This is a genomic window from Acetobacter fabarum (assembly GCF_029069195.1).
GTDB lineage: Bacteria > Pseudomonadota > Alphaproteobacteria > Acetobacterales > Acetobacteraceae > Acetobacter > Acetobacter fabarum_A.
Window position 1 is genome coordinate 1 of the sequence record NZ_JARDYK010000002.1, and the last position, 25,744, is coordinate 25,744.

The window sequence follows — 25,744 nt, forward strand, 5'->3', positions numbered from 1 at the left end:
GACTGGCGACGTGTTGCGACCAGATATGACCGTTGCGCTCACACCTTCATGTCCGCAATCCATATCGCAGCAAGCTTCATCTTCTATCTTAAAGAATGAGTCCTGAGCCTAGTTGCGATTAGACAGACGGCTCCATTGGAATAGAGCGGTAATTTCTGACGAAACCATCCTTCATATGGTGGCTGCGGGTTTACTGTGCGGACAAAATCCTTGGGGCAGTCATCGAGTTTTTAAATCTGCTATGCAATAATAACTGCGCCTCCCGGGTTTTTCCTATGCTCTCGCCAGAAAGCAGAGCCTGCAAGCTTGGACACGATATCTGGCGGGAGGATGGGTCTGCGATGAAGAGCTTCAACCTGCTGTCTCACCTTATGCAAGCCGGGAGAATTTAGGCTTTCATCAAATTTTACGGGTTCTTCAAAAAAAACATTGTCGAAGTCATAGTCGAATGAGGGAATATTTAATGCAGAGCTCAAAATACTCATGGTTCTATGGGGGTCATTGACCAAAAAATCGTAATCAACGATTATAAGGTTATGAGCTAAATCGCTGTAAAAGGCTTCATTGAAGGCACGCCAGCAAAACCCGAATGCACCATTGGCTGAGAGAAGTGAGTCCACTCGGCTATGCAGATTCCCCCTATGCTCGATTGGAACGATTTTAGAACTTAAAAGGGGATTCTTCTGCATTACGCGTTCAAAAGAATCGATAATCCAGACAGGGTCTCTTACGCAGCAGATAGTTTTTGCTGTAGGGAAAAGAGAGTTGATGAGTCCTAGTCTTGTGCACCAAAGACGACTATTATCAATAATGACTGGTTCTGAATTGATTTCGTGAGATGGAATATTTCCATAATAGTTAAACAGTATTCCGCGTAAGAGCCGATTTTTTGTATCATTATCAAATTCGGTTTGATATTCCCCCTCTACCATAACAGAACTTAACTTTAACATCATGGGGGCAACAGGAGAAATATGCCCCGTTTTGCTTATGGCAGGATTTTGCTGAAGCAATGCTGCAAGCAGTGTTGAGCCTGAGCGGGGAAGACCTGACATAAAATGCACATTAATGGGAGACATACAAAAGAGGGCCTTGGTAGTTCAACCGAGGTCTTATTGTAATGTGGTAAGCCGTTACACACTGCCTACCCAAACAGGTAGGGACACTGTTGCGGTATGTTACATGCTATATGATAAAATGTTACGGGTGAATAAGACCCAGGTTGATTGCCTTAACAACAGCCTGAATACGGTTATGAGACCCTAATTTTTGCATGATATTCTTGAGATGGTATTTTACAGTATTTTCACTAATCCTGAGAATGGAACTGATTTCTGAAGTATTTTTTCCATGAGCACTCCAAAGAAGGCACTCGCGTTCCCTGTCTGAAAGGGAGCATTCTTCTTTTTGGGGGCTATCATTGATAAGCTGCATGTAGCGTGCATGATAATGGTTGACTGCTATTTGGAGCATGGCCCGATCACGGAAATTTATTTCGGTATCGTTCGATGCTATTCCGACTAACAGCAACATGGAAGGCGATACAGGCAGAGGAACGACATATCCGCTTTTAAAGCCGGTATCTTGAAATTCGCGCATCATTTTCTTCTGATCATTATTGCGAATATTTATTGAATTCCAGTCGTAGGGTGAAAATTTATGTCTGGCATTTTCGATAACAGGGTCAATATTTTGATAACAGTTTTTGAGGTAATATTGCATCCAGCTGTCAGGATAAGTTGTGTCGATAAGATAGCGTTCTTTGACATGGGTTTTATGCACCATCCCTATTGTATGAGCAAAAGGCCCTAGCCGTGTGAGGAAATTCCGGAAACCTGCATTCAAGTCTTCTATATTGGCGGAGTTATGCATTTTTTCTGCTAGATTCAGAGTGTTTTCAAGCAGGTCTGACATGTATGAAGTCTTTTAATTGAGAATGTGATAGGCTTGGGTAAGCGTTAGATATGGGGCTTATTCACTATTTTATAAAGATTTTTTGAGGGTGGAAAATAGTCTCAACTGTTTGTCGGAGGTTTTCTGTTTTAATGTTGGTCAGATAGGGTGTGGTGCCCTGATTTTTATGGGTGGCTCCATGACCTGGCAGGCTGTTTATCCAGACTTCTCGGATATTGGGATTGGTGTTTCTAAGTTGAGTGGAAACGGTATGGCCGAAGGAATGGAATGTAGTTTGCGCTGGTAGGCCAATTCGGCTCTTAAGGCATGGGAAGGCTCTGCCAAGTTGCGCCCCTGACATCTTGCCTTGAAGTCTCCAAGCCGGGAATAAGGTAGGGGCATCAGTGGTATCCTTAAGGGTTAGAACTCCCACTTCAATCTGTTTTGAATGGACAGGCACAATGCAGATGCCTGCGTCTAACCCTGCTTGAAACGTCTGGTTCAGAGAGAGCCAGATGGGTCTGGTAGAACAGTTCTGTGGTTCTGGCATGCACCCTCACCGACCCGCAGGGGCAGTCGCACAACACCTTGAAAAGGCAGCCGTGTCAACCAGCGGACACGTTGTGTCGCGATGGTTTGCAAACTGGTCAGGAGGAGAGCATTGCTCTCCCCCGTGAACCTCCTCTTGTTATAGCTTTAATCGTTTTGAAGCTGTTTGTGCTGCTTGCAATGCTTTCCCGTCCATCCACGCTCTACGGCTACGTTCAAGTGCCATTTGGGCTTCCGGAATTTCCGATGGGTCGCCATGATGAAACGGGGGCTGGGGTGCATACTGGATAATGAGTTGAATATGTTCTGCTGCGGCCTGCCCGCGTAATTGCGCTGCGAGAGTAAGCCCAAAATCAAGGCCAGCAGTCACACCGCCTCCTGTAATCCTATTGCGATCCTGCACAACGCGTTCGTGGCTTTCAATGGCCCCCATTAACGGCAGCAGATTAACAACACCCCAATGGGATGTCGCTTTGTAACCCTCCAATAACCCTGCTGCGGCAAGAATAAGGCTACCTGTGCAAACGCTTGTAATAAAGCGAGAGTGTAGTGCACGACTTGTCAAAAAAGCAAGGACGTCGGGATCGTTCATGCAGGCAATTGTTCCCATTAGCCCGCCTGGTACAAACAATACATCCAGTTCCTGCGGGCACGTCGCTGGTGTGTCTGTTGGAGGGACAGGAATACCGACATCGGTGGAGACTGGCATCATGGTCATGCCAATCAGATAAATTTCCGCACCTAGAATTTTAAAAATGGTCTGCGGACCAACAAGATCCTGAAGAACCATGTTCGGATAAACAAGCATGGCAATTTTAATGGGGGGACCAGAGAATTTCATACCTTGCATATGCTCCAGATGCTCTTTTTCAGAACCACCTGTTGCAGCCTTGGCGCTTTCTGAGACTATGGAGGCCATGATAAGAGTGGCAAGGGCACGTCGTTTAAGACCGGGTAAAGAAGACGCATCTGGCAGTAAATTTGGCATGATTGTTTCTTTGCAAGAGGGTTTGATCTGAGCAAAAACGGCGCACAAGCCGTTCTCAAGAGCGCTGTTGGGTTTCGTCATCAGAATGCCACCTGAAGTGAGCCCACAGCCGAACGAGGAGCTTCCGCACGCATGGAGAATGTTCCATTCGTGTCATAAATGCGGGCATTGGTCAGGTTTGTCATATTGAGCTGAGCCCTGACTGGTCGTCCGTGTAAGGAAAATTTATACCATAAGGTGGAATCAAGCCGGAAATAGCCAGGAAGGTAGAACGAGTTGGGAAGTGTTGCCTCCCGTCGTGTGGCGGCTCTGATACCCAGTCCCAAGCCTAGACCATGCAAAACTGTTCCGTCCGCAAATTCGTATGTTGTCCAGACATTTCCGGTATGTTTGGCAACACCAGCAAGAACACTGTCGACAGGATATTTGTTGTCACGGGTTACATTGGCAAAAGTGTAAGCGTAACTGAGAACGGCTTTCCAGCCCGGTAGAATCTCACCTGCCACATCAGCCTCTATGCCTCGACTACGCTGCTGTCCAACGGCAATGGAATAAAGCGGATGAGCAGGGTCTGTCGTGGCAACATTTGAGCGACGAATATCATATACCGCGACAGTCGCTTGCAGATGATCATGAAACAGTTGTTGTTTAACGCCTGCTTCAATCTGGCGAGACCTTCCGGGTGAAAGGGGAGTTCCAGTGAAGGAAGAAGTTGATGTAGGAATAAAACTCGTTGACCAGTTAAAATAAAGAGATGTTGTTCTGCCTGCTGCGTAGAGAATGCCAAGTCTGGGAGAGAATTTATTTGCAGAGACAGAGGTGTTGATTTCTTTTATTTTATTGAGAGACGATGTTGTCGTGGCATCATAGCGTCCCCCACCAAGAATATAGAAGCGATCAAAAAGAGAAATGTAGTCCTGAAAATACAGCGAGGCGGATTCTGCCTGTGTTGAAATATTGGAGCGTAACCGTGCAGGTCCTGGTGCCCCCGTATAAATGGGATCTGTAAGAACAAGTACAGGGAGTGAGGCGGCATAGGTTTTTGCACTATAATCTGTCTGATAGAGCTCACTGCCGACCAGCCAGTCATGTTTTAGTGGCCCAGTATGAAAAATACCTGAAAATTCATTCTGGAGATCAAAATCTTTACCCATCTGAGGGCCGCTGGATACTCCTCGGATCAGGGTGCGTCCGTTCGTTGAGAGAGCAAAGGTGCTCATACGATCCGTACCGAAATCATAGTTGTTGATTGAGCTTGCAAAGCCTGAACGAAATCGGAATGAATCAGAAAATTTATGTACCCAGTTGTATCCTAAACGCCAGGAGTTCTGATGCGAGGCTCCAAGAGTCTGATTGTCGAAGTTATAGGAGAGGGGTAGGGCCAGAGCTTTTCGGATCAAAGGGGTTTGGGATACACCCCAAGTATAGTTTGAAAGCTGCCAAGACGCGAAGAAATCAATCTTATCATGAAGAGATGGAGTCCACTGGACAGTGGGAGCAACATAGGTTGTTTCGTTGTAACCGAAGTCTCGGAATGTATCATCATGCTGATAGGCGAAATTGATACGCCCTACAATTTTTCCATCTCCTGACAGATCACGGTTACCGTCTGCGGTTCCACGGAATAATCCAAAACTTCCCCCTGATAATCCGGCATTCAGAAAGTTATGGTTTGCAATGGCTCGTTTTGTCGTGACGTTGACGGTACCGCCTGAAGAGGTCGAGCCACCGTATAACACCGATGCAGGCCCTTTGAGGACTTCAATGTTATCAACGCCCTGAATATCTTGGGTTCCGGTCTGTTCTCTAAAACCATCTCGCAAGGTTGTAGAAGCGTCTACAAACCCACGCACACGAAAAGTCAGAGAATTAGGGAAGGTCAGATTACGTTCAACACCGCTGACTGTCTCGATGGCCTGATTAATGCTGAGAAGGCCCCGATCCAGTATGACAGCATGAGTGATGACCTGTACCGATGCTGGTGTTTTCTGGATGGAAACAGGAATTTTCAGAGCTGAACTATTGGTGTGAGCAAGATAATCGTCGGCAGGCTGCCGTGTTCCGTTAACGATCACAAGGCTTTGTGACTGGGACGCGACTTCTATCTTTTTCTTTTTCTGAGGCAACATCCCGGTCTGGGAAAATGATGTTTTGTTTGTGCTGCTCTGCGCCCATAAAGGTGTAGCGGTAAAACCGTAAGACAGCACGACGATGCGCGCGATAAAGCGACACGTTAACGCTCCTTGAGCGCCACGGGTTTTTTCATACATAGTTAAAGAAAATCCTGAACTGAGAAAGACTCAGCACTGGGTCGTGCAGAAACACTCCCAAACACGCAGAAAAGCGGCGTATAGGGTGAGATGACACACACCAGAAGCTGACGAAAGGCTCAGGAAAATAAAGGGGGGCCGCGTGACGGTGGCAGACCTGTCAGAACAGATGGTGGTGCTCTGGGAGGATGCGCCCGCATTTCCTGTTGATATCGATACACAGTATAAGCAGGTAGTGCCGGGAGGTTCGTCAGAATAACAGCGACAAGTTCCAGCAATGGGCAAAGCGGGCAGCTTTTGTCGTGATGATGTGTATCATGGTGATGACCTGACATGCTCATAGGCATATCCATCATCGCCATATCATGGCTCATGTTGCGCTGCGGGCTGATATCAATGCCCGTTAGCCGCTCAATTGCGGTTCTTGGCGTTTCGTCAGGTAGGGAAAAACCCTGAAGGAAAAGTTGTCCTAAAAACCCGACAAGAACCAACACCCTCACAAGAATTGCGAAGGGGGGTGTATTGTGTTTCTGTCGAGTTTCGGGAGTAGTCAAGACTATTGATAACTCCAATACATTTCTGGTGTCATAAAGAGCTATTATTTGATGATGTCAAGACGGGTAAAAAGAGCAGACATAAACGGAAACCTTCGAGGATAAGAATTTTCATTTTATCGCCCAACGTCTGTCAGTAAAGTCGTATCTCTATAACTCTGTAATGTGGAGGGATGAAAATCGAGCCCTTCAGCAGCTATGTCCGCCTTTGCACGAGAGAGAAATAAGGTCAGAAAACTGCTTTTTTGGGGGTCAACGGGGGAAGGTATTCCTCCTTGCCAGATGTTGAATGGGTAGCCATTCAACACTGTTTGCTCCCTTTTAAAACGTTCTCTTTTTGAAGGCTGTTTCTGGGTAGCTTATTACCTCCACTGTTTGCCTGAGATTCGCGATTGTGATGCTGGTCAGATAGGTCGTTGTGCCCTGACTTCTGTGAATGGCTTCATGGCCGAGAAGCCGGTTTATCCAGATTTCCCGAATGTCAGTTGTGGTATTCCTGATCTGGGTCGAGACCGTATGACGAAGCGGGTGGAACGTAATTTCAGCCGGTAAGCCAAGACGGGTCTTGAGTTGCGAGAAGGCCCGGCTCAGTGTGGCTCCTCTGTCCTTCTGCTTAGACTCTTCAAGGCCCGGTATGAGGTAATCACTTTCCGTGTTGTCCTTAAAGGCCATTATGCCAGCCTCCGTCTTTGGTGGCCAACCGTCTTCTGCATGGGGCCTGACCAGAAAACAGGGAATACCAGCGATGGTTTGCAGGTCTTCTTTCCGCAACGTGCAGATTTCTCCCAGTCTCATGCCGGTATAGGAAGCAATAAGGGTCACAAGCCGGAAGCTGGGTTCAGGCACCAAGGAACTGTGGCATGAAACAGAGGCCAGTAGTGCCAGTTCCTGTGGTGTTCAGCTTCGTCGCACGGTCTTGGGGGTACTTTCAAAGTGCCAGCCAGCCCAGGGGTTCTTTGTCACCATCTCCTATTGCACCAGTTGGTTCCATAGGGCGGACAGACGGAGCATATGGTTCTTGACGCTTTTATTGCTCAGGGTAGGAAGACCATCAGACTTGGCTCTCTGCGCCTCCTGTTGCAGGGTCAGGCGGCTTTTGCCCTTGCCCAGTGTTGCGGGCAGGGGAAGAAGCAGGTCACGAAAGGCTCGCGCCTGACTGCCGCCACTGGCACTGACATGCGTATCCCCAAAAGCCCTGACATAAAGGGCAACTGTTCTTGGGGTTGCTCAAGACAAACTGCTCCAAAGAATTGGAGAGCATGAGGATAGCTGGTTTTTTCTTGGTGTTTCGAGGTCTCCTGACCACCTTACGGGTCAGCTTATCCCTCGGTTTCATGGTCTTCCGTTTTGCCAAGACAGGCCTGCAGGACGACCGGGACGGCGCGGCGGAAGTGGTAGTGATAGCCGATAAGGCGCAGCATGTGAGTTCCCAGACTGGGAAGACAGCCGGGAAAGTCCCGTTCACCTATCACCATTCTGTTTTATAACGTATTTTCAATGTCTTAGTGCAAAAGCCTGAGGGGCACGAACCCGATGATTCCCCTTCTGCCAGCTCCGCAGATGGGCTGGTTGCACAGGTTGCTGTTCCCGCCTCCGATGGTCCGTGATAGAGATGCACGCCCTGACTGTGTTGCAGGACCATGTTGTGGGTTGCATGGAATGGGCGTGAACGGGGCTTGGTATGTTTGATTTTGCATGGTCGGAATTCGCCCTGATCGGCGCAGTGGCTCTGGTTGTTATTGGCCCCAAGGACCTGCCGGTTGCTATTCGTGGGCTTGCAAAGGGCATTAAAAAAGCCCGTGCGCTGGCCAGCGAGTTCCAGTCCCACCTTGATGAGGTGGTGCGTGAGGCGGACCTGTCCGAGGTGAGCGGGCATGTGCGGGACCTGAAAAACCTGAACGTGCGTGGCCGGATCATGCAGGCGCTGGATGGGGATGGCAGCCTGCACAGGGCTGTATCCGCCCAGCCGGTTGCCGAGCGTTTTGTGCCCTCCGGCCCCAGAGCGCTGGATGCCATACCCCGCTCGGCAGGCTCCTCCTCAGGTGCGGCGGAATACGCCGCCGGGCCTATGGGCCATGAACACTACGGGTCTGCCCCTGCATGGCAGGACAGTGTGCAGGAGCGGCAGGTGGAAAGCGCTCCCCCTGAACTGCCCCCCCTTATCGTGCGCCGTATCCTGCGGGAGCAGGACCGGTTGCACCCGCCTGCCATCCTGCCTCCTGTGCGGCTTATGCATGCGGGCCATAGCGTGGTCCCCGGTGTTATTACCGGGCTGGAGAGCCAGACCGGCACGGAGCCGGTAACTCCCGCGCAAACAGACCCTGTTCCCACAGTTCCCTCCCCCTCCGCTGCACCTACGCCCGAGCAGCCCGGATCAGCCAGTACGACAACGGACCCACAGGCATGAGCGACAACGCCCCAAATCCGGAAGACCCGATCTACGACCAGCCCATGCCCTTGCTGGAGCATCTGCTGGAGTTGCGCCGCCGCCTGCTGTGGTCGGGGGCTGCGTTTATTGTGTGTTTTGCCCTATGTTACCATTATGCAGGTGATATCTACCTGTTTCTCGCCCGCCCGTTAGGCGAGATCATGCGCCAGCGTGGCGAGCAGCCCCACCTGATTTATACCGCACTGTACGAGGCGTTTTTTACCTATATCCGGGTGGCCCTGTTCGGTGCGGCGTTCCTGTCCTTCCCCATAGTAGCCATACAGGCGTGGATGTTTATTGCGCCGGGGCTTTACCGCTCGGAAAAACGGGCGTTTGCACCGTTCCTGATCGCAACGCCCGTGCTGTTCGTGGCGGGGGCGGCACTGGCGTATTACTTTATTTTCCCTGTGGCATGGCGGTTTTTCGTGTCGTTCCAGACACCGGGCGCGGGGGGTGACCAGGTGCAGATCGAACTTCAGGCCAAGGTGTCGGAATATCTGTCTCTGGTCATGAAGATGATTATGGCGTTTGGCATTGCATTCGAGTTGCCGGTGGTGCTCAGCCTGCTCGCACGTGTGGGTATTGTCACCTCCGCCATGCTGCGCAAGTTCCGCCGCTACGCCATTGTGGGCGCGTTTGTGCTTGGGGCCATTTTTATGCCGCCCGACCCTATTACCCAGTTCGGTCTGGCTGTACCGCTGGTGTTGCTTTACGAAATTTCCATTCTGTGTGCCCGCGTGATCGAGCCTAAACGGCCGCTGGCGGATACACCCGACCCAACGACCAACCCCAAGCAGGAGGTTCCCTGATCCATGCATGACATTCGCGCCCTAAGAGCCGACCCCACGGCGTTTGATGCAGATCTGGCGCGCAGGGGCATGGCCCCTGTCTCTGCGCAGCTTCTCGCATGGGATGAGGAAAAACGGCAGGCCCAGACCCTTTTGCAGGACAGGCAGACCCGCAGCAAAACCCTTGCGCGTGAGATAGGAACCCTCAAGCGCACAGGGGGGGATACAGCCGGGCTGGAAGCCGAAGGCGCTTGCCTGCGCATGGAGATGGAAGGGCTGAAGGAGAAGGTGGACACTCTGGGCAACCAGACCACAAACCTGCTGGCCACCTTGCCCAACCGTCTGGACCCGGGCGTGCCCGATGGCCCGGACGAAACTGCGAATGTTGTGGTGCACACATGGGGCGCCAGACCAGATTTTGCCTTTGCACCCAAACAGCATTTTGAACTGGGCGAGGCTCTGGGCCAGATGGATTTTGCCACGGCGGCCAAGCTTTCGGGGTCACGCTTTGTGGTGCTGCGTGGCGCACTGGCACGGCTGGAGCGTGCTCTGGGCCAGTTCATGCTCGACCTGCACACCACTGAGCATGGCTACACGGAAACACAGGTGCCCGTGCTGGTGAATGATGATGCCATGTACGGCACCGACAAGCTGCCCAAGTTTGCCGACCAGTCCTTTAGAACGGAGGATGGACGCTGGCTTATTCCCACAGCCGAAGTGCCGCTGAGCGCTTCGGTCGCGGGGGATATTGTGGAGGGTGCCACCCTCCCCATGCGCCTGACTGCACTCAGCCAGTGTTTCCGTAGCGAGGCCGGGGCTTCCGGGCGGGACGTACGCGGCATGCTGCGCCAGCACCAGTTTGAAAAAGTGGAAATGGTCAGCGTGACCACCCCGGAAGAGAGTGAGGCCGAACACGAGCGCATGACCCGCTGTGCAGAGGTTGTGCTGGAAAAACTGAACATTTCCTACCGCCGCATGCTGCTGTGTGCGGGGGATACGGGTTTTGGTGCCGCCAAGACGTTTGATCTTGAGGCCTGGCTGCCGGGGCAGGACGCCTGGCGCGAGATTTCGTCGTGCTCCAACACGCGCGATTTTCAGGCACGCCGCATGAATGCACGTTACCGCGCGCAGGCCGGTGGCGCACCCTCCTTTGTGCATACCCTTAACGGTTCCGGGCTGGCTGTGGGGCGTACCTTGATTGCCGTGATGGAAAACTACCAGAACGAGGACGGGTCCATAACCGTACCAGAGGTTCTGCGGTCCTATATGGGTGGTCTTGCGCGCATTGCGTAACTCCGGGTGCGCAGCCCCTGAGCCGGGCATGGGGGCATGACTCACAAACCCCTGCTGCTGCTGGGCCTTGCCATTGTAGCGGAAGTGGTTGGCACGGCCTGCCTTGCAGCTTCGCAGGGGTTTGCACGGTGGTTGCCTGCGGTTGTCAGCCTGCTGGCCTATGGGTGTGCATTTTACTTTTTGTCCATCCCGCTCAAAGTCCTGCCCGCAGGCGTTGTGTATGCCTTGTGGTCAGGGGTTGGCATTGTGCTTATCTCCGGTATTGGCGCGGTGTTTTTAAAACAGACCCTCGATGCCCCGGCCATTGCGGGCATAGCTCTTATTCTGGCCGGTGTGGTGGTGATCAACCTGTTTTCCACCACTACACATTAGCCTTCGCAGCCCTGCTTGCGGGGCGCTGGAGCAGCGCCGCAGCTCTCAGGGCTTGGGGGTTATGGTGCGGAGCACCAGACCCTGTGTCAGAATCTGGGGGAGCACCACGGCATCGCCCTGTGCGGGCACAAACAGATAAAACGGCACACCATCGCGCCCATGGGCGTGCAGAAAAGCCGTTATGGCCGGGTCGCGCCGGGTCCAGTCCCCGCGCAGGACCGTTACGCCGTAGCGGGCCATAGCGGCCTGTGTGGCATTGGTGTTCAGGGCCACGCGCTCGTTTACAAGGCAGGTAATGCACCATGCCGCAGTCATATCCACAAACACGGGCTTACCGGCGGCGTGCAGGGCGTCCAGCCGCTTTTGCGAGAACGCCTCGGTCTCATTAAGTAAGGCCGTGGCCGTGCCGGGCTGCTGTGCCGCTACCTGTTGCAGGGCGGGGAGCAACGCCATGGCCCCCAGCAGCCCCAGCAGCGCCACACCATACAGGGCCGTGCAACTCCGGCTATGGCCCATGTGGCGCTGGCGCTTCTGGGCAATGCCGTAAACCCATGCGGCAAAAGCCAGACAGACCATGCCCGAACACAGGATCAGCACTGTGGTGGCGCCTCCTTCCACCGTGGCGACCCAGAGCAGCCACACACAGGTGCCAAACAGGGGAAAAGCCAGAAACTGGCGTAAATAATCCATCCATGCACCGGGGCGGGGCAGGTGGCTGGCCAGTGCCGGGCTAAAGGCCAGCAGCATGTAGGGGGCTGCCAGACCAACGCCAAGGGCGGCAAACACCACCAGTCCGGTAAGCGGCGGGCCAGCAAGGGCTCCAGCAATGGCCACCCCCATGAACGGGGCCGTGCAGGGGGAGGCTACAAGCACAGCCAGCAGGCCGGTCAGTACATCATGCGCAAGCCCATGTTTGTGGGAGGAGGCATTGCCCAGAGCAGGGGGGAGAAAGGCAAATACATCCAGCAGGTTGAGCGCCATGGCAAACAGCAGCCAGGTGATCATGCCCACAAATACGGTGGACTGGAACTGGAACCCCCAGCCCGTTGCACTCCCCCCAACCCGCAGCCCCATAACCAGTGCGCCAAGGGCTGTAAAACCTGCAATAACTCCGGCGGCGTAAGCTATGGCGCTCTGCTTCTGGTGCCTGCGCTCGCTTTGGCCCATACGGGCCACGGCCAGCGCCTTCATGGCCAGAATGGGAAAAACGCAGGGCATCAGGTTCAGCACCAGTCCACCAAGCAGACCCAGCACGATAAAGCGGAAGAGGTCGCCCGTTGTGCTGGTTTTCTCTGCTGCTACGCTGCCTGCCGGGGGGGGAATGTCGGGTGCGGAACTGACCGTGGTGGCTGGGCCTTGCACCTCGGGACGGGTGGGAGCGGGTGCATCTGCTGGTGGAGTTGTCGCTGGTATTTTGCTTGGCACTCCACCCACCGCCGTCTCCTGTGTCGGAGCAGGCGCATCCGCCTGTGGGGTGGCCTGTACGCTCAGGGCGCGTTCGGACCCGTCATGTGCTTGCAGGACCAGAATACCGGACAGAGGTCTGTTACTGGCAAAACCTGTTGCGGGTTCAAGGCGGAGGGATAGTCCATGGGCATCAAAGGTCAGGGCCTGTGGTGTGGCTTCGGCAATCTGTCCACGCTCGCTGGGCATGAACCATGCATCCCCCACGGATTGCCGGTTCAGGCCCGGCGCCTGCACATGGAGCGTACCCGCAGGGGTTATTGTCACCGGGTAGGGGGAGGGCACAGGCGTATGCTGGGCTGCCTGCACAAAAAGAGATGTCTGGGCAGAGGCCAGTGGAGCCCCTGTGGGTAGGGTCAGGGTAAATGTACCGTCTTCGGGAATGCAGGACTGCGCGCACACAAGCCAGCTGGCCTGCGCGTTCAGGGTTGTCCAGCCGTGCGCGTCTGGCGTGCCGGGTTGCAGGTGCAGCGTAACCGGCAGCATCACATCGCCCGTGTAGGCATAGGACATAAGGGAGGCATCCCTTATGCGTTGGGGTGTGGGCCAGATAATGTTCTGGGCGGTGCCCTGTAGCGCGCCTGATGCGGTTACGCTCAGGCGGGCGGGGTCGCCCGCATCTCCGGGGTTGAGCCAGTACGTGTGCCATCCGGGCTGGAGTTGCAGGCGCAGGGCAACATGCAGCGGGGCGTTGGCGCTGGCGGTGCTGGCATCCGTAATCAGGCTGGCAGTGCTGTGAGCGCTGACCACGGGGGCACTTTGCGCCGCCCATGCCGCATGGTGCGGGCCGCTGGCATAGGCCAGTGCCACCCCCAGTATTCCGGCCAGCCCCCTGGCCAGCCCTTTTGTCAGCCGTGCCCCCCGCCAGGAGTGACGCCAAAACAGACGGTTGGGTGCGCATGTGCTGGCAGGCGTGGGTGCGGAACGCAGGGTCTTGGCGGCAGGTGGTTGTGTGGCGGAGCGGGCAGGGCGGCGCATCAACGTCAGCTTTCAGCACGGGGTAGGGGCCAGAGGGGCCAGCATACGCAAAGCCCGTCTGTGTGGGAAATGGATCGTGCGCCCGCTGCTGGATTTAATGCCCGGAGTCGGCCGCCGCACCGGGCTGGAGCACAAACAGGCGTGAGCAGTAGGGGCAGACCGTCTGGTGCCCACCGATCCTGAGCCAGACGCGCGGGTGCCCCAGTTGGCCAAGCCCGCCATCGCAGGCAATTTTGCGCTGATCGACCAGAATGGTTTCCACATGCCCCAGACGGGGGCGGGGAATGGGGTTTGCCGGTTGGATAAGCATGGGTTCAGAAAGCCTCGTATCAGGTTGGCAGGTGCGGGTGTGGCGCAAAGTCCGGGGGGATGATACGCATTGTAGCCGTGGTTGTGCAGCAGGCATCTTTTCCCATACGCGTGAGCAAAGGCTTACTCCGGCGCTGGAGCAGGGCTGTGCCCCTGTTTGCGTGTGGGCTGGTTCTGCTTGTGGGCTGCGCCAGTATGCCGCCTCCTGCGCCTGTCCCGCCCCCCCGATATGCCGCTGCTGCCCGCTTTGTCCCGCCTGATGGAGTGATGACCCTGCGTGATGGTGCGGCCATACCCGTGCGGGTGTGGCACGCCCATGGGCGTGAGCGCGCGGTTGTGCTGGCCCTGCATGGCTTTAATGACAGCAAGGACGCGTGGGAATATTCCGCCCCGGCTCTGGCGGCACAGGGGATTACGCTTGTCGCTCCCGATATACGCGGGTTTGGAGCCGCCCCCCAGCGTGGTGGCTGGGCAGGAAGTGCCCGGCTGGTTGCCGATGCGCGCGAGGAGGCGGCCCAGACCCGCCAGAAGCACCCCGGCGTGCCACTTTACCTTATGGGGGAAAGCATGGGAGGGGCGGTTCTTATGCTGCTTATGTCCGGCCCGGATGCCCCCAGAGTCGCGGGGACCATATTGCTGGCCCCCGCTGTGTGGGACATGGGAGTGGGGGCGGATATTCCGCTTGCTATTCTGGCCACATTTTTCCCCAGACGCCTTGTTACCGGGCATGAGTTGCCGGTGCATGTTGTGGCCAGCGATAACCCCGCAGCCCTTATCCGTCTGTATTATGACCCGCTTACCCTGCGCCAGACCCGGCTGGAAGCCCTGCACGGGCTGGTGGCACTCATGCGTGGGGCAGCGCGTGCCGCCCCACGGCTGCATGGCCCGGTCTTGTGCCTGTATGGAGATCAGGACCAGCTTGTGCCCCCGCAAGCCATGGCGCAGGCATGGCAGGTGCTGCCACCAGCGGTGCGGCTGGACCTGATAACCGGTGGGCACCACCTGCTGTTGCGTGATCGGCGTGGGGCTCTGGCCTTGGGTGATATTGCAGGCTGGATAAGTCGGCCCGACCACTTTTTGCCATCAGGGGGAGATATAACCGCCGCTGTGTGGCTGGCGCAGGAGCAGGGGGCCAGTGGGCCGGGTGGGCGTAACCCGGTATGGTTCCTGCCTGCCAGACTGGATGGCGTTGTTGCCCCCTAGAACGGGCCAGTGTGCTTCCGTGACGGGTATTTTGCCGGTGCTGGCCTGTTCGGGCGGATATGAAAGATAAAAGCTTGGCAACGCCCCCCGCTTTGGGTTAGGAGAGGGGCCAACGGACCCGTAGCTCAGCTGGATAGAGCGTTGCCCTCCGAAGGCAAAGGTCACGCGTTCGAATCGCGTCGGGTCCACCATTCTCCTGTAAAAATAGCAGAAAACAGCCGTCTTGTTGGCAGGTTAGGCACTTTCCTGTTTTCGGGCGGGAGCTTCAGGCTGTTGTGATGCGCTGAACAGACAGCCTCAGCTTTGCGACAGGTGCGTGTCCCCCCCTGTCCGGGCGGCGGGCAGATGTTTCCCGCATGCGGACAGACTGTTTATTTTTGGCCATTCATGCCAGATTACGGGTGGTATTCAGGACAGCTTTTTTACAAACGGTGGATAGAAGGGTGCGGCAGTGGTGATGAAGCAGAGACTTTTTGTTGTGGTATCCTGCCTGTTTATCGCGTCAGTCGCTGCGTTTTTGCCTGCCGCCAGAGCACAGGCGGCGTCTGCCCCCCGTTCGCCCTATGCGGCCAATGATGGTGAGAGTACGTTATGCGTGTCCGGCCCGGTGTACATTATTGATGTGCATGTGGTGGTGACCGTGAATGATGTGGAACACACAATCAGTACCGCTGCGTCTGAAGTGTGTTCGGTCAACCCGGCCAATTTTTCCGATGTTGTGGTGCAGGGCGCGCCGCCGCAGGGGGGAGCGCCGCTGGAAGTCAGTAAAAAAGTCGGGGTGGAAGGCACAATCCGCCTGAACGGCCGCACGGCTACGCTGGAGACCAACGTGTATCTACCCACCAACGGGGGAGGGGGGCAGTGTGGTAACGGTCAGCCGGGGGACGGCAGCCCACCGTGCAAAAGCAGCGCCCTTGGGGTTAATCTTGCCAAAACATGGATATTTACGCGCAATACATGGCGCGATTTTTACGTAGGGCCAGATGATAACGGCAACCCGGTCAAGGTGCTTGTGCGCCTGTCCGATGGCCCGGTGAACTAGCGCGGCACCCATGCACGCAACAGGTGCCGGTATGGATGGAACCAGCTCATCCCCTGTTGTGGTCTGGTTCCGCGATGATCTGCGACTGGCCGACAACCTTGCCCTGACCCACGCCGTGCGGAGCGGCCAGCCCCTCTGGTGCGTGTATGTGCGCCCTGCTGGCCCGGTCTGTACAACCGCGCTGGACTGGTGGCAGGCCCGGAGTGTGCAGGCGCTGGACCACACCTTGCGCGCATGTGGTGGGCGGTTGCATCTGTTTACGGGGCAGGCGGAGCAGATTCTGCCCGAACTGGTGCGTCAGGGCAGATGTAAGCAGGTATTCTGGAACCGTCGTTACGACCCGACTGGAAAGGCGACGGATACCCGGCTCAAGGCCCAGCTTAAACAGATGGGTGTGGCGGTGCACAGCACGCCGGGCAGCCTGCTGCATGAGCCATGGACCGTGCGGAGCAGGGCGGGGCAGCCTTTTCAGGTTTTTGGCGCGTTCTGGCGCGCGGCCAGTGCCGCAGCCCATTATCCGGCACCCTTGCCAGTGCCTTCCAGCATGGTGTTTGCTCCGTGCATGGCGTTGCCCGCTGCACGGATGCCGCCCGATGCAGCCGTGCAGAACCTGCCGGGCTGGGCCGAGGCCATGCGGCCCTACCACGCTTTTGCAGAACAGGACGCGCATGCCCGACTGCGCGACTTTATTGCCCATGCCCTGCAACACTATGCGCAGGACAGGGATTTCCCCAGCAGGGATGCAACGTCCGAACTCTCTCCCTTCTTGCGCACGGGCCAGATAACGCCAGCACAGATATGGCACGCCGTGGTAGCGGCAGGTGTGCAGGATGGAGGAGCTAAATTCCTGTCCGAAATCGGGTGGCGCGAATTTGCGTGGTCCTTGCTGTGGGAACACCCTGACCTGAACACACGCAACCTCAGACCCGAGTTTGATACAATGCCGTGGCGGGTGGACCCCAAAGGTCTGGTGTGCTGGCAGAAAGGGCGTACAGGTTACCCGCTGGTTGATGCGGGTATGCGCCAGCTCTGGCAGACAGGCCTTATGCACAACCGGGTGCGTATGGTTGTGGCGTCTTTTCTGGTCAAGCACCTGCTGGTTGACTGGCGCGAGGGGGAGCGCTGGTTTGCCCATACGCTGGTGGATCATGACCCTGCAAGTAATCCGATGAACTGGCAATGGAATGCCGGAACCGGGGTAGAATCCGCACCTTTTTTCCGGATCATGAATCCCGTCCTGCAATCGCAGAAGTTCGACCCCGATGGTACGTATATCCGCACATGGGTGCCCGAACTGGTGGGGCTGCATGGTTCTGATATTCATACACCCTGGCAGGCAAACCAGTTGCAGCGGACTGGCTACCCCGCTCCTATTGTGGACCACGGCGTGGCGCGTGCGCGGGCACTGGCGGCATGGAGCGCGCAAAAAACCAAGGCGTGAACAGGCCCATGCTGGCCCTGTGCCCGGCTGGTACGGAGTAAAGCCCTGATTTTTTTGAAAATATGGTGAAGAAAATAATTTTTTTGATGGGCATCAAGGCTAAAGGCTTCGGTTTGCGTTTGTCATGACAGGACAGAACAAACCACGGAGCAGACTCATGACCCGCGTAGCAGGAAAAGTCGCCATTGTAACAGGGGCAGCCAATGGTATTGGCAAGGCCACCGCAATTCTGCTGGCCAAGGAAGGAGCCAGGGTTGTTGTCGCCGATTTGCAGGAAGAAGCCGGGCACAGCACGGTAGCCGAAATCAAGGCGGCAGGGGGTGAGGCTCTGTTTGTCAAACTCAACGTTACGCAGGAGGCAGACTGGCAGAACGCTGTCAATCTGGCGGAGCAGACCTTTGGCAAGCTGGATGTTGCGGTCAACAATGCCGGTATTGCCTATAGTGGCACAGTGGAAAGCACGAGTCTGGAAGACTGGCAGCGCGTGCAGTCCATCAACCTCAACGGCGTGTTCCTCGGCACCAAATATGCGGTCGAAGCCATGAAAAAAGCAGGGGGCGGGTCTATTATCAACCTGTCCTCCATTGAAGGGCTGGTAGGTGACCCCACTCTTGCGGCCTATAATGCCAGTAAGGGTGGCGTGCGCCTGTTTACCAAATCCGCCGCACTGCACTGTGCCAAGTCAGGCTACAGGATTCGGGTCAACTCGGTGCATCCGGGTTATATCTGGACCCCCATGGTGCAGGGGTTGACCAAGGACGGAGCAGAAGCACGCCAGAAACTGGTGGACCTGCACCCGCTGGGCCATCTGGGTGAACCGGAGGATATTGCTTACGGTATTCTGTATCTGGCGTCTGACGAATCCAAATTCATGACCGGGAGCGAACTGGTCATTGATGGCGGTTACACGGCCCAGTAAACCGTTTTGTCCCCCGTGCCTGAACGGGCCGTGGCGCAACAAAAAAGCCTCCCGCATAGTGCTGCGGGAGGCTTTTTTTATGGCCTGCCCGCAATGGGGCAGAGGCTTATGGCAGAGGGTGGGCTGCGTTAAGCGTGTTGCGTTCTTCCAGAATCTGGCCCGGCTGGAAGGGGGTCGCACGCGCGCTTTTGATTTCGTCTGCTGTAAAGGTCGGAGCGGAGGCATCGCCCGACAGGGCGGAAACATAGCTCAGCAATGCAGCAAGATCATCATCCGACATGGCGGCCATGGAGGGCATGTAGCCCATATAAGACAGACCGCCCGCCTTCAGGCTGCCTGCCAGGCCGTTGAGCATGACGTGGATGACGTAGGTTTTGCCTTCGGGTGTGGCTGCAATCTGGTTGATGCGGCCTTTAAGCGGAGGGAACTGCCCGGGTACACCGCTGCCGGTGCTCTGGTGGCACATGGCGCAGTGTGTTGCGAACAGTTGCGCACCATCGGCTGCTGCGTGTGCGTTCCCTGCAAGGCCAGACAGGCCCGCAGTTGCAGCCAGCACAGCCAGAATGGTCTTTTTCATGAAAAACTCCTGCTTAATCGTTCGGTTCCGCAATAATTATACACGGCTTTGGTCTTATCTCAACTCCCCTTGCGCACAGACCTGCATACGGGGCGAGCAAGGATAAAGTTGCCGTTGGGCTGGCTTCCTGTCATTCAGGCGTCATGACGAAAGACAAGGACTTCGAGATATTTCTGGCCACCGTGCCAGGGCTGGAAACCGTGCTGTGCGCGGAGGTGCGGCTTAAAGGGTTCAGGCAGCCTGTGGCCGTGCCCGGTGGAGTTGTTATCCGCGGTGGGTGGCCGGAGGTCTGGCGTGCAAACCTGTGGGTGCGCGGGACCAGCCGGGTTCTGGCGCGTATAGCGTCTTTTCCTGCTATGCATCTGTCCCAGCTTGACAGGCGTGCACGGCAGGTGGTGTGGCAGGACGTTCTGCGCCCGGATGTGTCCTTCCGGGTGGAGGCAAGCTGTGCCGGTTCGCGCGTGTACCACGCCGGAGCAGCGGCCGAGCGCATAGCCAAGGCCATTACCCAGACGCTGGGTGCCACACAGGCGGATGATGCGCCGGTGCTGGTGCGCGCGCGTATTGAGCAGAATATCTGCACCATAAGCGTGGATACGTCGGGTGACCTGCTGCACCGGCGCGGCTACAAACAGGCCGTTAACCGCGCCCCCCTGCGGGAGACGATGGCGGCCCTGTTCCTGCGCCAGTGTAGCTATAACGGGCAGGAACCGGTGCTGGACCCCATGTGCGGCTCGGGTACGTTTGTGATTGAGGCGGCCGAAATTGCCGCCCGCCTTAACCCCGGCCGGGCGCGCCACTTTGCGTTTGAGCTGCTGGCCACATTTGATGCGCAGGCATGGCAGCAGATGCGCGCAGTCAAAAGCGAGCGCACACCTCCGGTCCGTTTTTATGGTAGTGACCGGGACGCGGGCGCCATAACCATGAGCTGCGCCAATGCCGCACGCGCGGGCGTGCAGGACTACGTCACCTTTGCACAGACCCCGATCAGCGCCCTGCGGCCACCACCGGGGCCTGCGGGGCTGGTCATTGCCAACCCCCCGTATGGTACCCGCATAGGGGACAGGCAGAGCCTGCTCCCCCTTTATAGTGCGTTTGGGCAGACCATGCTGGCGCATTTTTCGGGCTGGCGCGTGGCTATTGTCACGACTGAAGCAAAGCTTGCCCACGGAACAGGCCTGCCGTTTTTGCCACCCGAAGCTCCTGTGCCCCATGGGGGGCTGCGGGTATCGTTGTATCAGACCGCACCGTTGCCATAGGGGATGGTGTGCTGGGGGTGCGGGCATGACGGACATGCTCGCACTCCCCCTTTATTTCCCCCACCCTGCTTTATAAGAAGAAGCCCGATCAGCAGGTGAGCCACGGGGGAAGTGCCAGAAAATGAGTGTGACATGGGGCGATTTTCAGGCCGTTGTGCAGTTATCGGCTGGCCTTAACGTGGCAATTCTCAGCTTTGTGGATATCAGCCTGCCCGCGATCAAGGAGCGGCGGCGCGTGTTTGCCAAGGCTCGGCAGGAGCTCGATATTCATCGTAAAAACCCCCACAAGCGCACGGAAGCCGAAATCAAGGAACACACCGCCGCCGTGGATGATGTGGACCGCAAGCTGTTTGACCTGTGGCGGGAGACATCGGCGTTTGAAAGCGTTGAGGACTCCTTGCTCAAATCAACCGGCGTGCTCGGCTTTTGTGGCGCGGTGCTGAGCATAGGGCTGTTGTGGTATTCCGCCCTGCATTATGATGCCCCCATCCTGTTTACAGGGGAACTGCTGACCGTGGTTTCGTTCGGCTCCCTGCTGGGCGCGTTCCTGATCAATTACTTCACGGCGTCCAGAGCATCCCAGTATGCCAGGCGGTGTAATGACCTGCGCACCCATATGCGCCTGAATCTTTAGATATATAATCTGAAAAACAGTGCAGGGTTAACAGGTTTTATACTTCTTGTGGAAAGAGTCCTAGAACTTCAGCAATATGTTGGCCTTAACCCCGCTTTCCACTGATTGCGCGCCATACTGGCCGCTATAGGACAGACCGATTTTTATACGATCGGACAGTCGGGCGGTCAGCCCCGTATCCAGCACCGCAGCATTGGTTGAAAGGGGAGCGCCAGCAATATCCATACTCCCGCTGCTCCTGGCTGCAAACATCATATGGGTTGTGGGTGTTGTCAGCCCGAATGTGTGCCGGTACGCCACGGAAACATGCGGGATTAACAGAAGCCTGCCCGCATAAAAGCTGGAAGAAGCCTTGACCCCAAAAGTGGAAAACGTAACTCCCGTATCCATTCCGGCTCCGCGCAGCGCCGCAGCGCCGCCATGTTCATGGTACCCATTGGTGTGCAGGTTTACATACGCCACATTGGCAAAAGGTTCAGCTACGCTCCGCCCCATGTAAAGGCGGTAGCCCAGCTCGCCAAACCCCTGTGCGGTGCCGCCAAGATAACTGCTTGAAAGACGGTCCGCATAGCCGGGAAAAGCAACATTACGTTGCAGGCTCAGCATATTCCACGTGTAGGCAGCGCCCAGTTTAAAGGTGAGCGCACCCCAGTGCGTTCCCGCGTAACCCCCAAGGGTTACCGTGTTGCCATGACCGGATGAGCCGCGCCCACTTCCCACATCAAACATGGTGCGGCCATAGCTGAGCATGCTGCCAATGCGCCATGTGTTGTTGAGTATGGGGGTATCTACCCCCATGATAAAACCAGTGGTGGAGTGGTGCAGGGCTGCGGCATTGCCGTCGCTCCCATTGTGGCCAAGACTGCCGTAAGCCTGCCCCCACAGTACTGTCTGTTCGCTCAGGCATCCTTCATCCTTGCGGCCGGTCTTGAGTGATGCCGTGTGCAGGGTGTCGTCTACATAACCTTTGTCGCAGTCTGCTGTATCCAGCCGTTCCATGGCGGCCTGACGTAGCAGAAAGCTGTCCTGCACAAGGGCCGTGCGTGCGGAGGCATGCACCTCGCCCGAAAGCGGGTTCATGCTCTGGCGGGCCTGTGTGGCGCTCAGGGGCCCCATGGCCCCCACAAGGGGGCTGCTCTGGGGCATGCGATCAAGCATCTGTGCGGTTTCACGCTCATTGCGGGTATTGGTGACAGAGGCAAAGCTCAGGCTGTTGCGCGCCAGAAGCACGTCCAGATCATTGCCGTTATAAAACAGGGATGGGGAGATAAATGTGTAAGGGTTGGTCAGGTTGGTCTGCAGGGCATGGGTTTTTTGCACAAAACCGTCTCCGGTTGTAAGAATGGTATAATATTCATTCGGTTTTAACGAGGTGGCAGGCGTAACATTCAGCACGACGGTGCCTGAAAGAGCAGCACTGCCCGCAACGCTGAGCGTATTGGATTGCAACTGCTGGTACTGCATGCCCAGAAGAGCCGTTACGTTGCCTGAAAGCTGGTCCGTGCCATGAAGTACGAGGGTGGAGTTCTGGTCGGTTTGCAAATTTCCTGTTACGCGCAGGCTGTTCTGCACATCGGGCGTGGCAAAGGTTCCGCCGGAGCCAATAACGGTATTTCCCACAGAACCAGAACCGCTCAGGGTGCCACCATTGCTGACACTGACGGATGAAGAGGTAATGGCCCCATCGACCTCCAGCGTGCCTTGTCTTACGGTGGTGGCTCCCGTGTAGATGTTGTTTGCGCCCAGTATGGTTGTGCCTGCACCATTTTGCGCCAGACCGCCACTGCCATCAATACTTTGCGCCAGTGTAAAGGTGCCGCTGTGGTTTATGGCCAGCACGCCGTTATTGTGGATGGCAGTGCCAGCCGCAAGAGCCCCGGAAGTGCCTCCATTGCCCAGTTGCAATACACCGCTGTTAATAAATGTCGCACCCTGATAGGTCTGGTCCTTGGTTATAATCAGGGTTCCCATATCCGCTTTTACCAGAGATGTACCGCCCGAAACCAACCGGTCATTCAGCACAGTATCCAGTACGGCGGTAATGGATGCGCCTGCCGTGGTGCCATCCCCCACACGGACAAGAGTGGACGCACTGTTTGTGTAAATATCATCCCCTGTAACGGTGTATGTTTTTCCGTCATTATTGGAAAACTGCATGCCATTGACGACAACATTGTTTGTAACGCCGTTCTGTGTGTCCTGCACGGTAACCGTTCCGGCATTGCCGGTATAAACAACAAACTGGCCATTGACCCACGGCCCATTGGTCTGGCCTGTTTTGTCAGTCCAGTTCAGGTCATTCGCACCGGTCTGGGCGTCCCATGTTCCCGAACCCCCATCGACTGTGTTGTTGCTCCGGTTGCTGGGGTTTCCACCGTCCCAGAATGTCAGGTTGACGTAATTAATAACCAGATTGACCTGATGATTAATGGATGTCTGCAAGGATGCCGTGGCACCGGGGGGAACGCTCATTGGGGCCAGTGTCTGGTCTGCGGCGCCACTTAATGTACCGCCATATGTGTACAAACGGTAAAGACCGGTCTCCAGACTGTTATTGTTTGCGTTTGGTCCGGCTGTATTGGGGGTAATGCTGAGCGTGCCTCCAAGGGCTAGATTCCCCTGCACCGCGACCAGAGAGTTATAGGCACCACCAGCAACATTGGTCTGCCCCAGATAAAAGTTCTGGGATGATCCGCCCGCCAGTGTCAGGTTTTGCGCCATGCTCAAGATACCCACATGGTTTGTTACGTCGCCCGGGGTCAGGGTGCCTCCATTTTGTATGAATGTGTTCCCCCCCAGTGTGCCGGTGCCCGATAAAGTGGCTGTGGCGTTTACCAGCGTATCCCCGGTGGCTTTGCCCTGATCACCATTAATGGCAAGAGTGCCCGATGTGATCAGGGTGGTTCCGGTATAGGCATTGCTGCCATTAAAAACCTGTGCCCCGGATGCGCTGACGTTCACACCACCAGCGCCCGAGAGCACGCCGGAATAGGTGTTGTCTGCCGTGGCAAGTGTGAGCAGCCCGGTCAGGGTACCGTTGGCCGAACCACTTAAAGACCCGATGGTAGCACCGTTTGCAGTGACATCAAAAGCGCCACCATTGGCTATAAGCTGCCCATTTATGGTGTTCCCATCCAGCGTTAGGGTTCCCGACGTGTTGGTTGCGTTGTGCAGGACCGTATTGTTTTTGGCGAGCAACAGTGTTCCCGCGTTTACAGCACTGCCTGTAGTGCCACCATTGAGTGTCAGGGTGCCGCCGGAATCATTGACCGCTGCATCCGTTATTGTGCTGTCGGAAAAAGTTGCCGTACCGCTTTTGTTTTCCATACTTCCGACATGGGAGTTGTTCTGGATGGTCATGACTCCAATGTTGGAAAGGCTTCCCTGTATGGTTGCTGCATCCATGTTCAGAACTGTCGAGTTTGTAAAATTCCCGACAACTGTTGAATTGGTCGTAATATTTGCGGTACCGGCATTGTCCACATCCCCCAGAATACGGGATGAGCCGGTTAAGTTGAAGGTGGAGCCTGCGGTGTCTGTTAAATTACCATTGATAACAGAGGAACTGCTGAGTGTAGCCGTGCCGGAGTTTGTAAGGGACTGTTCAAAAACCGCATGACTGGCAGCCTGAATAACCCCCTGGCTGGAGTTGGTCGTTACTCCGCCAATGGTTCCGTTAACAGTCAGTTGTCCGGTGTTGAGCACATTCCCAAAAACCTTGCCGCTGCTGGTAATAATGGTGGGGTTGGCAGTACTCGCACTGTTGGTCAGGCTACCAGCGATTGACCCGGATAAATGCAAGGCACCATCCGTGCTGACTGCGGTCGTCCCTGTGTATGTATTCTGCCCTGAAAAAGACTGAACCCCGTTGGAGAGTGTTATGCCCCCCGCTCCGGACATAACGCCGGAATACAGGGTGCCGCCTGCGCGGCTGATGATCAAGGTACCAGTCAGGGTGCCGTTTGCCGTGCCGGAAAGGGAGTTCACCGTTCCATTAATAACATTGAATGTGCCCCCGTTGGCTTCCAGCGTGCCCAGCACATAAACGCCCATTCCCGCGAGTGTGACAGTGCCGCCATCGCTGACAACATTGCCCTGAACCATAGCGCTGCCATTCAGGTTGAGTGCACCGGAATTGCTGACATCGCTCCCTATTAAGGCATTGGTTGTAAAGGTGCCGGATGCGTGGTTTGTCAGCCCCTCCTGCATTGGGGTGAAAGAGAGCGTGGCACTACCGGAATTATCAAAACTGCCTTTTATGGAGCCGGATAAATTTGTGAATACTGCATTCTGCTGGTTGATAACATTAAGGGCCGATGCTGCTGAGAGCCTCATGCCGCCGTAATTGGTAACGTCACCCATTGTCGCAAATGTGGCTCGGATGGACCCTGAGGCAAGGTTGACAATGCTACCGGTTGTTCCTCTGGTCAGGTAGAATGACCCGTTATTGGTTGTATCGTTGAGTGTTCCTGAACTATTTAACATACCATTATTGGTTGTTGTGCCACTAATGCTACCGGATGCGGTAATGGACGTGTTGCCGTTGTTGGTCAGGTTTATATTCTGGTTATTGCTGACCGAGTAGCTCGTGCCTGTGCTGACGGTATAATCCGTCGCACTGCTGGCTGCGAAAGCGGGAACAGAGACGAACAGGGAAGTGGTAAAAAGATAAACCTTAAGCCCGTTAACGCGTGGTTTGCGGAAAACTGTTAGGCATTTTCCCAACATGCGGTTCTCTCCTGGACGGGCTGATTAGGAATATCCAGAGAGTATTTTAATAATG

The 25,744-nt window shown here is 55.8% G+C and carries 20 protein-coding genes, 1 tRNA gene and 1 pseudogene; 12 read left to right on the plus strand and 10 right to left on the minus strand.

What is annotated here, in order from left to right; translation table 11 throughout:
* Window positions 1–99, plus strand: a pseudogene (locus PY793_RS03245) (IS5/IS1182 family transposase); the annotation flags it as partial.
* 140 nt (window positions 100–239) lie between these two features.
* On the opposite strand, the gene PY793_RS03250 reads toward PY793_RS03245, so the two are convergent.
* The 6 genes from PY793_RS03250 to PY793_RS03275 all read right to left on the minus strand — a co-directional run bounded on the left by PY793_RS03250 (window position 240) and on the right by PY793_RS03275 (window position 7,076).
* Complete coding sequence (locus PY793_RS03250; protein ID WP_275176700.1) at window positions 240–1,079, minus strand: sulfotransferase; 840 nt, start codon at window positions 1,077–1,079, stop codon at window positions 240–242.
* A 121-nt stretch (window positions 1,080–1,200) separates the two neighbouring features.
* The gene (locus PY793_RS03255; protein ID WP_275176701.1) at window positions 1,201–1,914 is read right to left on the minus strand and encodes a helix-turn-helix transcriptional regulator; all 714 of its coding nucleotides are present in this window, start codon (window positions 1,912–1,914) and stop codon (window positions 1,201–1,203) included.
* A gap of 667 nt (window positions 1,915–2,581) precedes the next feature.
* Entirely contained in the window at window positions 2,582–3,511 is a 930-nt protein-coding gene (locus PY793_RS03260; protein WP_275176702.1) for a DJ-1/PfpI family protein, read from the minus strand.
* Entirely contained in the window at window positions 3,511–5,700 is a 2,190-nt protein-coding gene (locus PY793_RS03265) for a TonB-dependent siderophore receptor (protein ID WP_275176703.1), read from the minus strand. Before PY793_RS03265 ends, PY793_RS03260 begins: the two co-directional genes overlap by 1 nt.
* 119 nt (window positions 5,701–5,819) lie before the next feature.
* Window positions 5,820–6,254 carry a DUF2946 family protein gene (locus PY793_RS03270; RefSeq protein ID WP_275176704.1) on the minus strand — a complete coding sequence of 145 codons (435 nt, stop codon included), beginning with the start codon at window positions 6,252–6,254 and terminating at the stop codon, window positions 5,820–5,822.
* Window positions 6,255–6,575: 321 nt separating this feature from the next.
* Complete coding sequence (locus PY793_RS03275) at window positions 6,576–7,076, minus strand: tyrosine-type recombinase/integrase (protein WP_275176705.1); 501 nt, start codon at window positions 7,074–7,076, stop codon at window positions 6,576–6,578.
* Window positions 7,077–7,935: 859 nt separating this feature from the next.
* On the opposite strand from PY793_RS03275, the gene tatB reads away from it, so the two are divergent.
* Genes tatB through PY793_RS03295 form a run of 4 tightly spaced genes read left to right on the plus strand, consistent with a single transcriptional unit; the run spans window position 7,936 to window position 11,135 of the window.
* On the plus strand, window positions 7,936–8,661 hold the full coding sequence (gene tatB, locus PY793_RS03280) for a Sec-independent protein translocase protein TatB (protein ID WP_275176706.1): 726 nt from the start codon (window positions 7,936–7,938) through the stop codon (window positions 8,659–8,661).
* A complete protein-coding gene (gene tatC / locus PY793_RS03285) occupies window positions 8,658–9,491 on the plus strand; it encodes a twin-arginine translocase subunit TatC (protein WP_275176707.1) in 834 nt (277 codons plus the stop codon). Before tatB ends, tatC begins: the two co-directional genes overlap by 4 nt.
* A gap of 3 nt (window positions 9,492–9,494) precedes the next feature.
* Entirely contained in the window at window positions 9,495–10,763 is a 1,269-nt protein-coding gene (serS, locus tag PY793_RS03290; RefSeq protein WP_275176708.1) for a serine--tRNA ligase, read from the plus strand.
* 36 nt (window positions 10,764–10,799) lie between these two features.
* Window positions 10,800–11,135, plus strand: coding sequence for a DMT family transporter (locus PY793_RS03295; RefSeq protein ID WP_275176709.1), 336 nt, complete (start codon window positions 10,800–10,802; stop codon window positions 11,133–11,135).
* Between the two features lie 45 nt (window positions 11,136–11,180).
* Here PY793_RS03295 and PY793_RS03300 read toward each other — a convergent pair whose 3' ends face one another.
* The gene (locus PY793_RS03300; RefSeq protein WP_275176710.1) at window positions 11,181–13,577 is read right to left on the minus strand and encodes a cytochrome c biogenesis protein CcdA; all 2,397 of its coding nucleotides are present in this window, start codon (window positions 13,575–13,577) and stop codon (window positions 11,181–11,183) included.
* 94 nt (window positions 13,578–13,671) lie between these two features.
* The gene (locus PY793_RS03305) at window positions 13,672–13,887 is read right to left on the minus strand and encodes a zinc-finger domain-containing protein (RefSeq protein WP_086646640.1); all 216 of its coding nucleotides are present in this window, start codon (window positions 13,885–13,887) and stop codon (window positions 13,672–13,674) included.
* Window positions 13,888–13,946: 59 nt separating this feature from the next.
* Between PY793_RS03305 and PY793_RS03310 the strand changes: the two genes are divergently transcribed.
* The 5 genes from PY793_RS03310 to PY793_RS03330 all read left to right on the plus strand — a co-directional run bounded on the left by PY793_RS03310 (window position 13,947) and on the right by PY793_RS03330 (window position 18,491).
* Complete coding sequence (locus PY793_RS03310; protein WP_275176711.1) at window positions 13,947–15,089, plus strand: alpha/beta fold hydrolase; 1,143 nt, start codon at window positions 13,947–13,949, stop codon at window positions 15,087–15,089.
* 114 nt (window positions 15,090–15,203) lie between these two features.
* A tRNA-Arg gene (locus tag PY793_RS03315) sits at window positions 15,204–15,280 on the plus strand.
* Window positions 15,281–15,546: 266 nt separating this feature from the next.
* On the plus strand, window positions 15,547–16,131 hold the full coding sequence (locus tag PY793_RS03320; protein WP_275176712.1) for a hypothetical protein: 585 nt from the start codon (window positions 15,547–15,549) through the stop codon (window positions 16,129–16,131).
* Window positions 16,132–16,162: 31 nt separating this feature from the next.
* Complete coding sequence (locus PY793_RS03325) at window positions 16,163–17,572, plus strand: cryptochrome/photolyase family protein (RefSeq protein WP_275176713.1); 1,410 nt, start codon at window positions 16,163–16,165, stop codon at window positions 17,570–17,572.
* A 157-nt stretch (window positions 17,573–17,729) separates the two neighbouring features.
* On the plus strand, window positions 17,730–18,491 hold the full coding sequence (locus PY793_RS03330; RefSeq protein WP_275176714.1) for an SDR family oxidoreductase: 762 nt from the start codon (window positions 17,730–17,732) through the stop codon (window positions 18,489–18,491).
* Between the two features lie 106 nt (window positions 18,492–18,597).
* Here PY793_RS03330 and PY793_RS03335 read toward each other — a convergent pair whose 3' ends face one another.
* Window positions 18,598–19,068, minus strand: a complete 471-nt coding sequence (locus PY793_RS03335; RefSeq protein WP_275176715.1) for a c-type cytochrome — start codon at window positions 19,066–19,068, stop codon at window positions 18,598–18,600.
* Window positions 19,069–19,211: 143 nt separating this feature from the next.
* Here PY793_RS03335 and PY793_RS03340 point away from each other — a divergent pair, with 143 nt between their 5' ends.
* The gene (locus PY793_RS03340; RefSeq protein ID WP_275176716.1) at window positions 19,212–20,327 is read left to right on the plus strand and encodes a THUMP domain-containing class I SAM-dependent RNA methyltransferase; all 1,116 of its coding nucleotides are present in this window, start codon (window positions 19,212–19,214) and stop codon (window positions 20,325–20,327) included.
* Window positions 20,328–20,448: 121 nt separating this feature from the next.
* The gene (locus PY793_RS03345) at window positions 20,449–20,961 is read left to right on the plus strand and encodes a hypothetical protein (protein ID WP_275176717.1); all 513 of its coding nucleotides are present in this window, start codon (window positions 20,449–20,451) and stop codon (window positions 20,959–20,961) included.
* 60 nt (window positions 20,962–21,021) lie between these two features.
* Here PY793_RS03345 and PY793_RS03350 read toward each other — a convergent pair whose 3' ends face one another.
* A complete protein-coding gene (locus tag PY793_RS03350) occupies window positions 21,022–25,689 on the minus strand; it encodes an autotransporter domain-containing protein (protein ID WP_275176718.1) in 4,668 nt (1,555 codons plus the stop codon).
* Between the last annotated feature and the right edge of the window lie 55 nt (window positions 25,690–25,744).

What these genes read in the sequence shown, in the direction of transcription:
- PY793_RS03250 (WP_275176700.1), bottom strand. Translation starts at nt 1,079, where the DNA reads ATGTCTCCCATTAATGTGCATTTTATGTCAGGTCTTCCCCGCTCAGGC.
- PY793_RS03255 (WP_275176701.1), bottom strand. Translation starts at nt 1,914, where the DNA reads ATGTCAGACCTGCTTGAAAACACTCTGAATCTAGCAGAAAAAATGCAT.
- PY793_RS03260 (WP_275176702.1), bottom strand. Translation starts at nt 3,511, where the DNA reads ATGACGAAACCCAACAGCGCTCTTGAGAACGGCTTGTGCGCCGTTTTT.
- PY793_RS03265 (WP_275176703.1), bottom strand. Translation starts at nt 5,700, where the DNA reads ATGTATGAAAAAACCCGTGGCGCTCAAGGAGCGTTAACGTGTCGCTTT.
- tatB (WP_275176706.1), top strand. Translation starts at nt 7,936, where the DNA reads ATGTTTGATTTTGCATGGTCGGAATTCGCCCTGATCGGCGCAGTGGCT.
- tatC (WP_275176707.1), top strand. Translation starts at nt 8,658, where the DNA reads ATGAGCGACAACGCCCCAAATCCGGAAGACCCGATCTACGACCAGCCC.
- serS (WP_275176708.1), top strand. Translation starts at nt 9,495, where the DNA reads ATGCATGACATTCGCGCCCTAAGAGCCGACCCCACGGCGTTTGATGCA.
- PY793_RS03295 (WP_275176709.1), top strand. Translation starts at nt 10,800, where the DNA reads ATGACTCACAAACCCCTGCTGCTGCTGGGCCTTGCCATTGTAGCGGAA.
- PY793_RS03300 (WP_275176710.1), bottom strand. Translation starts at nt 13,577, where the DNA reads ATGCGCCGCCCTGCCCGCTCCGCCACACAACCACCTGCCGCCAAGACC.
- PY793_RS03305 (WP_086646640.1), bottom strand. Translation starts at nt 13,887, where the DNA reads ATGCTTATCCAACCGGCAAACCCCATTCCCCGCCCCCGTCTGGGGCAT.
- PY793_RS03310 (WP_275176711.1), top strand. Translation starts at nt 13,947, where the DNA reads ATGATACGCATTGTAGCCGTGGTTGTGCAGCAGGCATCTTTTCCCATA.
- PY793_RS03320 (WP_275176712.1), top strand. Translation starts at nt 15,547, where the DNA reads ATGAAGCAGAGACTTTTTGTTGTGGTATCCTGCCTGTTTATCGCGTCA.
- PY793_RS03325 (WP_275176713.1), top strand. Translation starts at nt 16,163, where the DNA reads ATGGATGGAACCAGCTCATCCCCTGTTGTGGTCTGGTTCCGCGATGAT.
- PY793_RS03330 (WP_275176714.1), top strand. Translation starts at nt 17,730, where the DNA reads ATGACCCGCGTAGCAGGAAAAGTCGCCATTGTAACAGGGGCAGCCAAT.
- PY793_RS03335 (WP_275176715.1), bottom strand. Translation starts at nt 19,068, where the DNA reads ATGAAAAAGACCATTCTGGCTGTGCTGGCTGCAACTGCGGGCCTGTCT.
- PY793_RS03340 (WP_275176716.1), top strand. Translation starts at nt 19,212, where the DNA reads ATGACGAAAGACAAGGACTTCGAGATATTTCTGGCCACCGTGCCAGGG.
- PY793_RS03345 (WP_275176717.1), top strand. Translation starts at nt 20,449, where the DNA reads ATGAGTGTGACATGGGGCGATTTTCAGGCCGTTGTGCAGTTATCGGCT.
- PY793_RS03350 (WP_275176718.1), bottom strand. Translation starts at nt 25,689, where the DNA reads ATGTTGGGAAAATGCCTAACAGTTTTCCGCAAACCACGCGTTAACGGG.